Genomic DNA, 13420 nt, shown 5'->3' on the forward strand with positions numbered 1-13420 from the left:
AGCACCGTATGAATACATCAAGGATGATCTCGATCGGGACTCTCATTGCCGCTTGCGCCCTCGCAAGCGCGCAAGCGTGGAGTGATTCATATGCTAAGGCGCTGGATGCGCTGAAGGCAGAGCGATTTGCCGTAGCTCGAACGCTGTTCAAGCAGGCTGCCAGCCTGCGTGCCGATGACTTCTCCGGTCCGACCTCCCTCAAGGGTGGATCGGTCACCGAGCCGAAGCTATGGCGCGATGGCGAAAGCTACTCGCCGAATTTCGCGGCCGCATACGCTGCGTACAAACTCGCGCTGAAGACGGCCGATGATGCTGAGCGCAACGCGCTGTTGAGGGTCTGCACCGCCGAATTCAAGGCGCTCATGGCCAAGGGCCAGCGTAGCCGAGAGGTCTACTACTTCCAGAACGTGGTCCTGAACTTGCTTCGCGATGACGCAGAAGTCGCTGCGCTGGCGACTAATGCCGCCGCAAACGCGGACAAGATGAACTGGAAGATCGACTCCGAACTATTGTCGATCGAAGAGCGCGCCGCAATCTTTGGAGTCGTCGCTCAGGGCAAGCCAAAGCCAGAGGCACCCAAGATTGTTGAGCCGAAGCCGGATCCAAAGCCCGCACCCAAGGAACCGGTTGCGAACAAGACCGAGGCCGCAAAGCCCGAGCCCAAGAAGCCGGAGCCAGAGAAGCCTGGACCTGCGCCGGTGAAGTCACCTGCTTCGACGGACGAAAAGCCAGTCGTCACAACGAACGAGCCCAAGAAGACCGAAGAACCCAAGAAGGAGACCGCCAAGGAGGAGCCCAAAACTCCCAAGAAACCGGTCAAGAATCCCACCACCGATGACGGACCGCCGGTCCTACCCGCCGATAGCAATAAGCCAAAGCCTGCTCCTGCAGGCACAGCGACAAACCCAGTCGTTTCCCGTGACGAGTACATGCTCGATGCGAACGGCAACGTCATTGCTCTGGACAACAAGTACGCCCTGATCATCGGGAATTCCGAATCGGCTATGGTCGGAGGGGGCCTGAGCTTCGCCGTAAACGACGCTCGGTACCTGGAGCAGAACCTCGTCAAGCTCGGTGGGTACAAGGCCGAGAACATCTTGGTCCTGACCGACGTGACCGCGCAAGAAATGCTTGAAGGCGCCGCATCGCTCGCTGAGCGGGTGCCGGAGAATGGCGTTGTGATGCTCTACTTCTCGGGAGTCGGCGTCAATCTTGAAGGCAAGGACTACCTCGGTGGAGTGGACACGGCTATGCCGACCGATCAGACGACGATGGTCGCCAAGACCGATCTCTTCCAGCAGTTCATGAACCGCGGAGCCCGAATCTTCAGCTTCTTCCAGGTTAGCCGTCCGATGCTGGGTGGTCGGTACTTCGGCCAAGAGGCCCTTCAGCTTGGAGCGATCTCCCAGATGCAAGCCACGATCCCGGGCGGAGTCGTCTCCGGAGGAATGGTTGGCGGCGAACAGCTAGGCTTGTTCACCAGTGCGATGGGCCGCGTACTCAACGAGTTCAAATCGAACCGAATCCCCATCCTAGAGTTCGGTTGGCAAGTCTTTGACAAGATTCGCGGTGGCGAACGGGGCAAGGGAGCCGGTGGCGCGACTCAGGTACCCACCCTGCCACAACTCACGAATCTGGCACCCGACTCGCGTTTCTAAACTTGGCCTGGAATACATTGCGGCGTGGGTGAATGAACCGGCGCCGCGATCGAATGCATGAACCGAACTGTGACCAACCAACCCGACCTGCATCCAGACGTTCTCGCGGTCTTTGAGAGCATCGCAGAGGAGTGGGGCGAGAAGTACTTCAGCGAATTTCTGCTGCCTTCATTGCAGACCCAGGGGCGCGCAGCCAGCGCGAAGCTCGAAGACGTCGTTGTTGCGCTCCAGAGCCCGTTTCGGTGCTTACACGCGTTCTTTGGACACTACGCGTTTGCCCGCCGAGGTCGCGACCGAGATGACCTCTCGCAGCTTGCCTGCCTCGCGCTGCGCCGTCTTGCGGCGGAGGACACCTTCACGGAGTTTCTGGAGCAATCCGACGGAGATGCGCTCTGGGACCAGTTCTGCCAGGTGTGCACCGAGCGAAACCACAAGATTTCGGAGCAGCTCAATCGCGGTGTCATCGCAGGCATGCTGGAGCTCTCTCAAGAGATCTATCGCCTTGATGGGATCGGGAGTATCGCGGGCTGGGCGATCAAAGGAATTGAGAAGACGCGCCGAGTCGAGCCGCAATTCATGCGCATCGTCGATATCCGAGGCGTGGGCCCAAAAACCACCGCGACCTTCCTGCGCGATCTGATCGCGATGTTCGAGGTCGAGGATTCGCTCGAGAACGTCGACCGCCTCTACGTCCAGCCCATCGACCGTTGGACGCGCATGTTCGCTTACGCCCTCATCGACGAGTTTGAGGACCGCGAGGCCGCGGATTGGGTCGTTGCAGGAAAGCTTTCGAAGTACTGCCGGTGGGCGAATGTCAGCGGCTTGCGGTTCAACATGGGAGCGACACTCTTCGGGACGAAACAGGTCCGGGATCCGCAGCGGTTCCACAGCTGCCTTGAGCGTCTCATCACGAACTAGAGCGCTGCGAACAGCCGCAGGCCTTCCAACGTCATCATCGGCTCGTACGCCTCAAGACTCGGGCAAACACCCATAAATGTTCCGCCGAGCCCCCCGGTCGCAATCACCCGCGGCTTGGAAGGGAGCTCCTGGGAGAGGTGCTTCACGAGCGCTTCGACCGAGCCTGCATACCCAAGCACGATTCCGCTCTGAAGCGCGCTCACGGTATTGGTGCCGATGGCCTTCGAGGGAGGCGACAGCGGAATCTGCGGCAACTTGGCAGCTCGTGCGAAAAGGGCCGCCATCGAGATTTCCACGCCCGTCATGATTGCGCCGCCAAGGTAGTCGCCTTCGACACTGAGAACGTCGAACGTCGTGGCGGTCCCGAAATCGACCAAGATGTACGGCCCCGGCCCCTGGTCACGAGCCCAGAGCGTATTGGCGATACGGTCTGCGCCAACCGACTCTACCGGACTGTAGTGAACCTTCACGCCGACAGTAGGGCCAGGACCCAAGAACTCCGGCTCGCACTGCAACCAGCGGCGTCCAAGTCGTCCAAGCAACGAATCCATGGCCGGCACGACTGAGGCGACCACCACTCGATCGGCGGCGAAGTCGAGCCCGGTCTGCTTGCAGAGGGACCTCAGGCTCGCCGCGAGATCGTCTTCCGTCGTGCGACCCGGGTCCGTAGCGATCCGAAACGTCTGCTTCCAAGACTGCCCGCCCCACAATCCAAAGACAGTGTGCGTGTTCCCGACGTCAATCGCCCAAAGCATGGGTCAAATCTACCTGCCCTTCGATCTCGCCGCCTGCATGCTGAGCCAAGACTTCGAGCAAAGTGCTGCTGACCGCATCGCGGAGTTCGTAGGTTTCCGCCTCGACCATGAGTCGGACGACGGGCTGCGTCCCGCTGGGTCTGAGATTCACCCGGCCCGCGGTGCCAAGTCGCTCGCTCGCGTGCACCACTGCTTGCTGGATTGGCTCGGAGTTGGCAACCGCCTCCTTGCTCGTCACGCGCAGGTTCACAAGTAGCTGGGGCCAATACACATAGTCGCCGTAAAACTCACTGGCGGCACGGCCTGATCGCTTCAAAACTCGAAGGACTTCGAGAGCGGTGATGAGGCCGTCGCCGGTGGGCCCACGCTCGCTGAAGATCAAGTGACCGCTTTGCTCGCCGCCCACCAGGCCGCCGAGTTCGCACATCTTCGCGCTCACGTACTTATCGCCAACCGAGGTTCGCTCCAGACGGATGCCTTGAGACTCCAGGTATCGCTCAAACCCGGTGTTGCTCATGACGGTCCCTACTGCCACGGGCGGGTCCAAGTCCGCTTTCCAGTGGCCGCACCACAGCGCGATCGTCCGGTCTCCGTTGATCAGTCTTCCCTGCTCGTCGCTGAAAACCGCTCGGTCCGCGTCTCCATCGAACGCCACGCCGATGTGCGCACCAATGCTCTTGGTGAACTCCTGGATGGTGTGAGGCTTGGTCGCGCCGCCCTCAGCGTTGATATTCATGCCATCCGGCTCAACACCGATCGTATGGACTTCGGCCCCCAGTCGCCGGAAGATCTCTGGCCCCAATTCGTGACCCGCCCCGTGGCTGCCATCGACCGCGATGCGCAGGCCGCTCAGGCCCTCAGGCACGATCGGTTCCAGGTCGGTCATGTACCGCTCCAGCGGCTCGCGCGTTTGGACTAGACGACCGATCTGGCCACCGCTAACCCGGGCTTCTGGCAGTGAATGCATGACTGCCTCGACGCGTGCCTCGAATTCTTCGCTGACCTTGCGCCCATCGTGGGCGATGAGCTTGATCCCGTTGTCTGGAGCGGGGTTATGGCTTGCCGAGATGACCGCCGCGAGCCCAAAATCGCCGACGCGGGCCGCATGGCTGATCGCACCGGTCGGTGCGACACCCAACGAGACCGCTTCCACGCCAGCAGAGCAGAATCCTGCCGCGAGGGCCGCGCCAAGCATCGTTCCGCTCAGGCGCGTGTCTCGACCCAGCACAGCCCGCGGTGTGAGGCCGTCCTCAAGCATCGCCTTGCCCGCGGCGTACCCGATGCCCAAGCATAAGTCCGGAGTCAAATCGCGATTGGCGACCCCACGGATACCGTCCGTTCCAAACCGCTTGCCGCTCACTTCGCGACCCGCACTCGGGCTGGCCTGATGATTCGTTCGCCCAGCATGTAACCTGGCTCAACCTCAGCGGTCACGGTGCCCGCAGGTTGGCCGCTCGCTTCGTCGGTCGCGATCGCTTCGTGGCGATCGGGATCGAACGACATGCCCGTTGCATGGATGCGCACCAAGGAGACGGAGTTGAGCGCGGTTCGAAGTTGGCGGTCGATCATGCGCACCCCTTCGACGAGCGCTTCCATCGACGCGCCGCACTCAGATGCTGCTACGGTCCGCTCAAAGTTGTCGAGCACGGGCAGGAGTTCGCGTACGAGGTTTTCGGTCGCGTACCGGCGCAATTCTTCCTTCTCCTGCTGAACCCGGCGGCGGAAGTTCTGGAAGTCTGCCATCGTCCGCATGACCAGGTTCTTGGACTCTTCGAGCTCCTGGGTAAGCGTATCGATGATGTCGCTTGTGGCGTCCGACTCCTCCATCTCCTCGGGATCATAGGCCGCATCGGCGAGCACGTCGTCGTTCAGCGTATCGCCGAGATTGTCAGGAGAAAGTGGATCAGAATCAAGTGGGGTCAAAGGGTATGCCTCCGCTCAGGAACTGGGTTGGGAAGACCCAATTATACCAGCCTCTACCCCACACGAACGAGGCGGCGGGACCGAGGTCCACGCCGCCACGTGAGTGCATGACTTGAAGCAGAGTCCTACTTCGACATGCTTTGGATCGCGGCCGAAGGATCAAACGTGTTGTACATGTTGAACTCTCCGACCGATCCCAAGTCCGTATTGTAGAGGTTGAGCGAGACGCGACCGTCGTGAATCTGACCCGCTCCCGAGCCCACTCCCTGGGTGCCGGGAATGATGTACTTGAAGTGGAACGTGCCGTCCGGATTGACGCGGCCAAAGCCGATCTTGACTTGCTCGGTCGGCTCGAACGATTCTGCTCGGAAGAACAGCTGCCCCTCGTTGCCGATCATTGCATAGGCGATGCCCGCATAGTGTGCGCTGCTGGACATCAGCCCTGCGTAAAGGCCCGCGAACGGATTGGTCGCGCGGCGAAGGCGCCAGACGCCCGTTTCGATCTCGCCATCCCGCTCCGAGCGCCACGTACCGACACCCTTATCACCCAGGACGAAGCCCTGAATCTTCAGGTGGCCGTCGGCGCTTTCAGCGCGGACAATTCCAGTGCCGTCAATGCCGCCGAGGATGAGCTCAGTGCCGTATTCGTTCGGGTTGACCGTGCTACCGCCGCCACCGTTTCCTTCGCCATTGCCTTCGCCCGAGCCCTCACCATTGCCTAGGTCGCCGCCGGTAGTGCCTGCGCCGTCACCGCCGGCACCGCCGTCACCGCCGCCAACCGTTCCACCGCCGTCGCCCTCGCCTTCTCGGAAGTTCGTGACATCCCGGGCCTTGTCAAGTTCACGATCATTCAAGCCGATGATCGCAAACGTGCCGTCTTTGATGATTGCGGCGATCTTGCCGTGGCTGTCGCCCTCGAATCCACCGAGGTAGTTTCCGTCCGGAGAGAGTTGCTGGAGCAGTTCATTCTTGCGGCGCTCGCGCTCTTCCGGAGAGTGCTGATCTCCCGCACCGAAGTTCGGGCGGGCCTTCTCTTCCAGCTCGCGCCGGACGTCTTCGAGGTTGCCGGGCTTGAAGTCCGGGTCGGCCTGTCGACCTGCTTCCCACTGATCGAGGGCAGCATCACTAGCCACCGTGGTGACAGGATCGCAATCGTTGTCTTCAGCCGACTTGCCCTGATCGTCCGTCGTGACGATCGTCGTCACAACCACCGATTCGCCGTCCCGCTCTGCCCGGGCCTCGACCTTGTAGTCGGTGTTGGGCTCGACGCCCTCCGTAAACTGGTAATCGCCATCGGCATCCGTGGTGGTCGTAGCAACCGTATCGCCCGTTTCAACGTCAATGAGGCTTACGTCCGCCGAGCTCACTGGCTCGTAATCATCAGCCCGCGAGGCAGCCGTGACCGCCGGCATCAAAACTGTTCCCTGGATCGCTGCGGGTAGCACGGTCGTCGAACCGGACGACGCACCTCCACCACCGCCGCAGCCCGCCAAGACGACCGCGGCAATCACTGCGACAAGACCTTTACGCCACAACGGCGTTGCTGCATTCACAAAATTCATTCAGGATCCTCCGTTCGTCGCACTCGCACTCAGAGCGCACTATTCGAAGATTGTTGGCAAGACCGCAACGGGGCTTCACCTGTTAATGCCACTGGATTCCGTTCCATTCGTCGGTACGAAAGGGAGAAGCCGGTAATCCTGCCCGATTGAGGAGGTTGCAGTCGGGATTGTCGGCCCAGCCGTACCGGACTGCGACCGGCTCAGGAACGAGCGGCGACGAGACAAGCACGGACTCATTCTCGATGATCGCCTGCGCAGGCGCAAAGCGCCGATCCGGCCCCGCTACGATGAACCCGCGCAGGGCGGCGTTGCTATCGGTCATGAGCCCACCGGCCGTGTTCTTGAAGTACAGCCGGATCGTGTTCCCTTCGATTTTGAATCCGTCTATCGTGGGGCTCAGGCCACGGACGGTCGTGTAGTAGACCAGTTGGCGAGCTGCTTCGGCGAGCCGCTGGCCCACGGGGATCTTGTTTCGGGGATGGATGTCGTTCGCATCGCCGAGGTCGATGGTCACGGCCAACCCCACCCTTGGAAGCTTAGTTGCCAAGCGCTGTGCCTCCCGGATCTCCGCCCATTCGGAGTCTTTTGGCTGAGTAGTTCGCGCACGATAACCGGGCAACTGTACGATCAAGAACGGCAGGTCACCCTGAGTGAACTCGTTGCGCCACGATTGGATCAGCTTGGGAAGAAGTACCGTGTATTGCTTTCCGCGTCCGGCGTTTGTTTCGCCCTGGTACCACGCCACTCCGGTCAGGCTAAACGGCGCAAGCGGCTTGATCATGCCGTTGAACAAGTTGCTCGGCGCGCGCGGATGCCCGGGGCCGAATGGGATTTCCAGCGGCTTGATCAGGCTGGGATCCAACGGAGTCTCCACCTTGACTCTCCAATCTCCCGCCAGCGGCATGGGCACCAGACTCGCGACGCTGCGGATCTTCATGTCACCGGGGTCGCTGGCAAATCCGCCCTTCCCTTCCCGATTGAACACGCGAATGGCAATCACATTTGCACCCGCGCGGACCAACCGAGGGTGAACAACGTACCGACGCACCAGACCCGCCGGATCGATCTCACCGGCAACGGTAAACCCGACCTGCACCCCGTTCCAGTACACATTGTCCAGATCCGCTATCTGCCCCAGATGGAGCGTGAGCTCGTGGTCGTCAAACTCATGCGGAAGATTGATGACCCGGCGGTACCAGACCACTCCATCGATCTGCATTTTGGGGTCGAGGTCCTCCCAGTAGCCAGGGACCTTCAGCTTGCTCCAGTTCCGGTCGTCGAACTTAGGCGAATGGTAGCCGAGCGCAAACCCGCGGTTCCCTGGATCAGACTGTACGGTCGGACGCGGGATTCGGGAACGCTGACGATACTGTTCGATCTCTTCACGGTTGATCGTCTTCGCGCGGTCGTAGCTCTCAAGCAGCGGCTTCAGCTCGGGATCGAATGAGAGCGCGCGTCGCGGCGTCCACGCCTCGCCTGACGAGCCACCCCAGCTGGATTCGATGATCCCGATGGGCACCTTCTCTTCGATGAGTAGCTCGCGGGCAAATCCATAGGCAACTGCGCTGAAGCTGCCCGCGACCGAGGGTGTGCAGGTCCGCCAAACTCCGCGGACATCCATCGCTGGCTCATCAGCCGCGTTGAATCCGACTTTAAAGAAGCGAATGTTTGGGTGGTCCGCGGCGTCGATCTCGGAGCTTGAATTCTTGGCTTGGCTGAGCGGGAACGCCATGTTTGACTGGCCGCTGCACAGCCAGACGTCACCAACGAGAACATTCGCAAGGACGAGTTCATCGACATCGTCAAAGATCCCCATCTCGCCCGGACCTCCGGCGGTCATCGGCGCGAGGGTCACCATCCACTTGCCCTTCCCATCGACGATGGTCGATTCTGCTTGACCGCGGAACGTCACGCTGACGCGCACACCGGGCGTACCCCAACCCCAAACGGGCACTGGACGATCGCGCTGCAGCACCATGCCATGGCCAAACAACCCTGCGGTGCGCAGACGAGTGCGACCCGGCGTGACAGGCACCGCCTGAACGAACTCGCGCGCGGGGGATCGGGCGCCGAGCTTTCCGGGTGGCTGCGCGCTCGGTCCGGCGAACGCCAGGCTCGCGGCACCGGCCACGGCCCACCCGATCGCTAGCCTAAAAATTGCGCGCCCCAAGGTCGTGAGTTTACTCTTTCGCCCAGAACATGGGACCCGGTTTCTCCTCGACCACCGCCTCGCGCAAGGTCGAAACTGCCCGTCGCAGGCCCTCCATCGTGGACATCAGGCCGTCCTCATGCTCGATGCTCAGAACGTCGTCGTATCCATGCGCGAGTAGCACCGAAACGAAACTGCGCCACCACTCAACGCCATGACCGAACCCCACGCTCCGGAATACCCACGAGCGGTTGGCGATGTCACCGTAGCTCTTGGTGTCCAAGTTGCCGTTGAGCGTTGAGTTGGCGGAATCGATGCGCAGGTCCTTGGCGTGGCAATGGTAGAACGCCCCTTTGCGCAGCAACTCTCGCGCGGCAGCGATCGGGTCGATGCCCTGCCACCACAGGTGCGAGGGGTCAAAGTTCGCCCCGATCCGATCCTCGAGTTTCGAGCCCATGGCCCGGCGCAATCTCAGAAGCGTGTCGTTCGAGTACACCACGAATCCGGGGTGCATTTCGATGCAGAACTTCACGTTGAAAATCGACAGCTGCTTGGCCTGCGCGCGCCAATACGGAATCACTCGCCGCTCCCACTGCCAATCAAGAATGGTGCGAAATTCGTCTGGCCATGCACAAGTCACCCAGTTCGGATTCTTGGCACGCGCCGAGTCTCCCGGACAACCGCTGAAGCCGTTGACGCGCTCGATCCCGAGGGCGTTGGCGAGCTTGACCGCTTTGACAAACGCGTTGTGATGATCCTCGGCGATCGCGCGGTTCGGATGGAGGGGATTTCCGTGGACACTGATGGCAGAAAGAGTGATCTTTCGCCGGTCCAGTTCGGACAATAGTCGGTCGCGGGCAGCCTTGCTCTCCAGCAGAGCGTCCACTTCCAGGTGCGGCGACCCAGGGTACGCACCCGCACCAAGCTCAACGGCTTCGATTCCTTCGGCCTGAACCGTGTCCAGCACCTGCTCAAACGATTTGTCGCCAAATAGCGCGGTGAAAATTCCGATCTTCATCTAGCCAGTATTCTATCGGAGCATGGCGCAGGAATACCGGATCCGACAGGCGACCCAAGCGGACTCCCCTCAAGTGGTGGAGTGCATCCGTACTGTCTACGACGAGTACGGCTTCACGTGGGAAGCCGATGGTTACCACGCAGACCTGTACGATCTCGAACGACACTACGCAGCACCGGACAAATTCTGGGTCGCCGAGTCAGATGGCCTGGTGATGGGGACCACTGCGCTCGAGGTTTTCGATGAGATCACGGGTCAGCCCGGCGGGCTGACCTGGATCGACGGACTACCGCGAGCGGTCGGCACGACATGTGGGCTGATGCGGCTCTACGTACGCAAGGAAGGGCGCGGAAACGGACTCGGGCGTCGGCTCTATGAAACTGTCATCGCCGAGGCACGTGCACAGGGACACACGTGGATGGAGATTTGGAGCGATCTTCGCTTCACTGCCGCGCACGGTCTCTACACCGCTTCAGGAGCGGAACTCCTTGGCGAGCGCAAGCTCATCACCGACCCCGATCAGAGCATCGAGGCCGGTTTTCGCCTGAGACTCAAGTAAACGAGGCCGGATCGTTTCCGATCCGACCTCGCTTGGTCTTTCTAGGTTAGCCTTAGAGCGGGCCGCCTGGGCCTTCGCCCGGACCGTCACCCGGTCCACCGCCGGGGCCACCCGGGCCGCCTCGACCAGGACCTCGGCCTTCACCGCGCTCCTTGCGAGCCTTTTCCATTTCTTCCTTCATGAGCTTCTTGAACTCTTCGCGCTGCTCGGCAGTCAGGATCTTCTCCAGGCCGGTGCGATAGCCCTCCATCACGTCGCGCATCTTCTTGCGATCTTCGTCCGAAGGCGGATTGCCCTGTCCGCCGCCCTTGCCGCGGAGTTCGTCCATGGCCTTCTTCGTCTTCTCGCGCAGGGCCTTGATCTCTGCCTTCTGCTTGTCGCTCAGGTTCAGTTGGGCGAGAACCTTGTCCTCAATCTTCTGCTGGCGCTGGGCCATGCCGCCACCGGGGCCTCGCTCTCGGCCGCCACCTTGACCTTGGCCGGGACCAGGACCGGGGCCACCGCCTGGCTGGGCGAGGACCGGGGTCAAAAGACCGATGCCGAGTACGGCAGTGAATACAAGCGTTGTGAGTTTCTTCATCGATTTGCCTCCTGTGAGTGCGGCTCAGTAAGGACCGACGGAGGCGCAAAACGATTGTTCACCGCAGGCGAGAAAAAAGTCAGCCAAGTACGATATCGACATGGCTCGACTGATTACCGGACCCACCGTCATCGCCGCACACGGCAACCAACCCAAGCGCATTGAAGAGTTCTTTGGAGCCGTAAACTCAGGCGACGGTGCAGTTAGCGTCGCTCGAATGAGCAGCCCGCAGGGCTGGACCGAGCCCGGCCAGACGCCAGAGTTTGACGAGTACACGGTGGTGCTGTCAGGGTGTCTTACGGTCGAAACGCGGGACGGCGTCCACGAAGTCCGCGCGGGGCAAGCGATCCACACCCCTGCCGGCGAGTGGGTGCGTTACTCCACCCTAAACGGAGCGACCCAGTACGTGGCGGTTTGTTTTCCCGCGTTCACACCTGGGTCGGTCCATCGAGACGATGACTAAGCGACTAGGGACTGAGAAGGCAGGAGTGGTCTTGTCCGCCCACCCGCATCGTCGAAACGATCGTGCCAGCATTGGTAATGTCGCGTGCGACACTCAGCACTGCGCCGGAAGGCAGCGCAGACCTGAGCTTGGTGTTCAAATCGAACCCTTCCCCTCCGCGCCAAAGATACGCGTAATTGACTCCCGAGATGGTGACGCAACCCACGATATCATCGTTGTCGTTGATGGCGAAGGCGACACCCTCGGTCGCCCCCGTTGGCAGCGGTAGCGGGACAATCGAGTTGGCAGTCGCGACGAACGGGACCTGTGCGCCGCTGAAAACGTAAGCACCCACCACCGTGCCCTTCGTATTGATATCCCAGCCTTGGGCGAAACTGCCAGGTCCAGAACCGATGCTGACCAGGGCGTTGCCGACGCTGCGGAAAGCGTGGTTCTTTCCATCGGTCGAAGGAGCAACCCCGGTCATCACGCCAGCATTGTTGATTGCCTGGATGGAGATCGAGCCAGTTCCGCCCAGCGTGGTGATGTCCGTCACCGTGCCCGCGACCGATCGCCATACCGAGTACGTGCTGCCGGTCCAGGTAACACCCGCGATGTTGCCCGCGTCGTTCACGGCCAACGCGGCCGAGTTCGTTCCGACGGCGAGGCCGAGATTGATCTCCAAGATGCCTGAGTCGTTGCTCTGGATGGCGCGCGTGTCGGCCCCGTTATCCGCACTTCCGTAGGCGATGCCGGTCGCACCGACGTCGAACCCGCGGCTCGCCGCTCCACCAAGCGTGCCGTACGTGGTGAAACCGTTGGGCAAACTCCAGGTGACCATGCGGTTGTCGCTGGTACCCACGGCCAGTCCGGATGCGCTGATGCGAACGATCTGGGTGTTCGTTGCGCTCGGCTTTTGGATCGCGGTAGGAGTCCACTGCGTCGCGAGGGACGCCGTGGAGGACTTCTTGCCTCCACCGCAACCCGCGCCAGTCATCCCTACAGCCACCAGCGCCGCCAGCGCGAGCAGGCCTACACCACGTCCGGAAACTCGAGACACTTTCATTACTCTTCAGGACGATCTGGAAGAGTGATTTGCACTTGAGAGACGACGTTTGCCTCGACAATTGTGCCGACGGGCGCAACGACCTGACGTGCCTTGAGCATGCGCCCGACCCGGTCGAATAGCGTGCCCGCAAGGCTCGAGACTTCCAACGACGCGGTTAGGTCACGCAGCCCGATGCGCTTGACGCTGCCGTCAAACACCTTGTCGAGCGCGGTGGCTGGCGGTTGGTGGAGCTTCTGCCAGTCCTCGGCGGTCATCCCTCGCAGGCCCAGCTCCTCGAAGCGCTGCAACACGACTATCTGTTCGGACGACATGTTGACTTCACTGGCAAGCTTGGGGAGCGCAGACTTCATCGATTCACGTTTAAACTCGTAGCGATCTCCCTCTTGCCGAATATCGACTCTCTCCAGAGAGGCTGCGTAGACATGGCTAAGAGTGACGGCGAGCCGCGCGGGTTCGTTGGAGACCGCCCCCATCGTGGTGCCGCGTCGAGACCAAACCACTTCACCCTCGCCTACTGCGCCAGCGGGGATGAGTACGTGCCCTTGGCGGTCCTTGACATCGGCGATGACCGCGACTGGAAATCGGTGCCCCTCCTCTGTCTTTCCCGATTCGAGAGCCTCAAGGAGAACGACGCTCACGGGCGTCCCGGCGACGAGCGTGACGACCACCGGCGGTTTGGGCGCAGCTGCGACGGGCTCGCCGGGTTTCGAGCAGCCGCTGAGCAGAAGGAGGCCGGCAAGGCAGACGAGTCCCACGCGATTGGGCTTCATAATCGAAATCTACCTTG

Annotated in this window: 13 protein-coding genes; 4 read left to right on the top strand and 9 right to left on the bottom strand. The window is 61.4% G+C overall.

The window, feature by feature from the left end:
* The first annotated feature begins 23 nt into the window (after positions 1-23).
* Positions 24-1658 (top strand): caspase family protein, encoded by a 1635-nt coding sequence (locus JNM85_05580; GenBank protein ID MBL8087529.1) that lies wholly within the window; start codon positions 24-26, stop codon positions 1656-1658.
* A gap of 57 nt (positions 1659-1715) precedes the next feature.
* Positions 1716-2576 carry a hypothetical protein gene (locus JNM85_05585; protein ID MBL8087530.1) on the top strand — a complete coding sequence of 287 codons (861 nt, stop codon included), beginning with the start codon at positions 1716-1718 and terminating at the stop codon, positions 2574-2576.
* Here the strand turns inward: JNM85_05585 and JNM85_05590 are convergent.
* From JNM85_05590 to JNM85_05615, 6 genes are all read right to left on the bottom strand, one after another.
* The gene (locus tag JNM85_05590) at positions 2573-3331 is read right to left on the bottom strand and encodes a type III pantothenate kinase (protein ID MBL8087531.1); all 759 of its coding nucleotides are present in this window, start codon (positions 3329-3331) and stop codon (positions 2573-2575) included. The two genes, JNM85_05585 and JNM85_05590, sit on opposite strands and share 4 nt — an antisense overlap.
* Positions 3315-4691, bottom strand: coding sequence for a phosphoglucosamine mutase (gene glmM, locus JNM85_05595; protein MBL8087532.1), 1377 nt, complete (start codon positions 4689-4691; stop codon positions 3315-3317). The genes JNM85_05590 and glmM overlap by 17 nt, the downstream gene beginning before the upstream one ends.
* Positions 4688-5254, bottom strand: coding sequence for a nucleotide exchange factor GrpE (grpE, locus tag JNM85_05600; GenBank protein MBL8087533.1), 567 nt, complete (start codon positions 5252-5254; stop codon positions 4688-4690). The genes glmM and grpE overlap by 4 nt, the downstream gene beginning before the upstream one ends.
* Positions 5255-5379: 125 nt before the next feature.
* Positions 5380-6816: a hypothetical protein gene (locus JNM85_05605; protein MBL8087534.1), complete on the bottom strand. Its 1437-nt coding sequence runs from the start codon at positions 6814-6816 to the stop codon at positions 5380-5382.
* 82 nt (positions 6817-6898) lie between these two features.
* Entirely contained in the window at positions 6899-8986 is a 2088-nt protein-coding gene (locus JNM85_05610) for a hypothetical protein (GenBank protein ID MBL8087535.1), read from the bottom strand.
* 10 nt (positions 8987-8996) lie between these two features.
* Positions 8997-9983 carry a sugar phosphate isomerase/epimerase gene (locus JNM85_05615; protein MBL8087536.1) on the bottom strand — a complete coding sequence of 329 codons (987 nt, stop codon included), beginning with the start codon at positions 9981-9983 and terminating at the stop codon, positions 8997-8999.
* 22 nt (positions 9984-10005) lie between these two features.
* Between JNM85_05615 and JNM85_05620 the strand changes: the two genes are divergently transcribed.
* Complete coding sequence (locus JNM85_05620) at positions 10006-10542, top strand: GNAT family N-acetyltransferase (protein MBL8087537.1); 537 nt, start codon at positions 10006-10008, stop codon at positions 10540-10542.
* Between the two features lie 52 nt (positions 10543-10594).
* On the opposite strand, the gene JNM85_05625 is transcribed toward JNM85_05620, so the two are convergent.
* Positions 10595-11122: a Spy/CpxP family protein refolding chaperone gene (locus JNM85_05625; protein ID MBL8087538.1), complete on the bottom strand. Its 528-nt coding sequence runs from the start codon at positions 11120-11122 to the stop codon at positions 10595-10597.
* Between the two features lie 100 nt (positions 11123-11222).
* Between JNM85_05625 and JNM85_05630 the strand changes: the two genes are divergently transcribed.
* Complete coding sequence (locus tag JNM85_05630) at positions 11223-11585, top strand: hypothetical protein (protein MBL8087539.1); 363 nt, start codon at positions 11223-11225, stop codon at positions 11583-11585.
* Positions 11586-11589: 4 nt separating this feature from the next.
* Here JNM85_05630 and JNM85_05635 read toward each other — a convergent pair whose 3' ends face one another.
* Together JNM85_05635 and JNM85_05640 are read right to left on the bottom strand one after the other, a co-directional pair.
* Entirely contained in the window at positions 11590-12624 is a 1035-nt protein-coding gene (locus JNM85_05635) for a hypothetical protein (GenBank protein ID MBL8087540.1), read from the bottom strand.
* A 5-nt stretch (positions 12625-12629) separates the two neighbouring features.
* Positions 12630-13403 (bottom strand): hypothetical protein, encoded by a 774-nt coding sequence (locus JNM85_05640; protein MBL8087541.1) that lies wholly within the window; start codon positions 13401-13403, stop codon positions 12630-12632.
* Between the last annotated feature and the right edge of the window lie 17 nt (positions 13404-13420).

The sequence above is a fragment of the Chthonomonas sp. genome (genome assembly GCA_016788115.1).
In the GTDB taxonomy this organism is placed as follows: domain Bacteria; phylum Armatimonadota; class Fimbriimonadia; order Fimbriimonadales; family Fimbriimonadaceae; genus UBA2391.

Bases quoted from the DNA above. Each gene is read 5' to 3' on its own strand.
- JNM85_05580 (MBL8087529.1), top strand. From the start codon at position 24: ATGATCTCGATCGGGACTCTCATTGCCGCTTGCGCCCTCGCAAGCGCG.
- JNM85_05585 (MBL8087530.1), top strand. From the start codon at position 1,716: ATGAACCGAACTGTGACCAACCAACCCGACCTGCATCCAGACGTTCTC.
- JNM85_05590 (MBL8087531.1), bottom strand. From the start codon at position 3,331: ATGCTTTGGGCGATTGACGTCGGGAACACGCACACTGTCTTTGGATTG.
- JNM85_05605 (MBL8087534.1), bottom strand. From the start codon at position 6,816: ATGAATTTTGTGAATGCAGCAACGCCGTTGTGGCGTAAAGGTCTTGTC.
- JNM85_05615 (MBL8087536.1), bottom strand. From the start codon at position 9,983: ATGAAGATCGGAATTTTCACCGCGCTATTTGGCGACAAATCGTTTGAG.
- JNM85_05620 (MBL8087537.1), top strand. From the start codon at position 10,006: ATGGCGCAGGAATACCGGATCCGACAGGCGACCCAAGCGGACTCCCCT.
- JNM85_05625 (MBL8087538.1), bottom strand. From the start codon at position 11,122: ATGAAGAAACTCACAACGCTTGTATTCACTGCCGTACTCGGCATCGGT.
- JNM85_05630 (MBL8087539.1), top strand. From the start codon at position 11,223: ATGGCTCGACTGATTACCGGACCCACCGTCATCGCCGCACACGGCAAC.
- JNM85_05640 (MBL8087541.1), bottom strand. From the start codon at position 13,403: ATGAAGCCCAATCGCGTGGGACTCGTCTGCCTTGCCGGCCTCCTTCTG.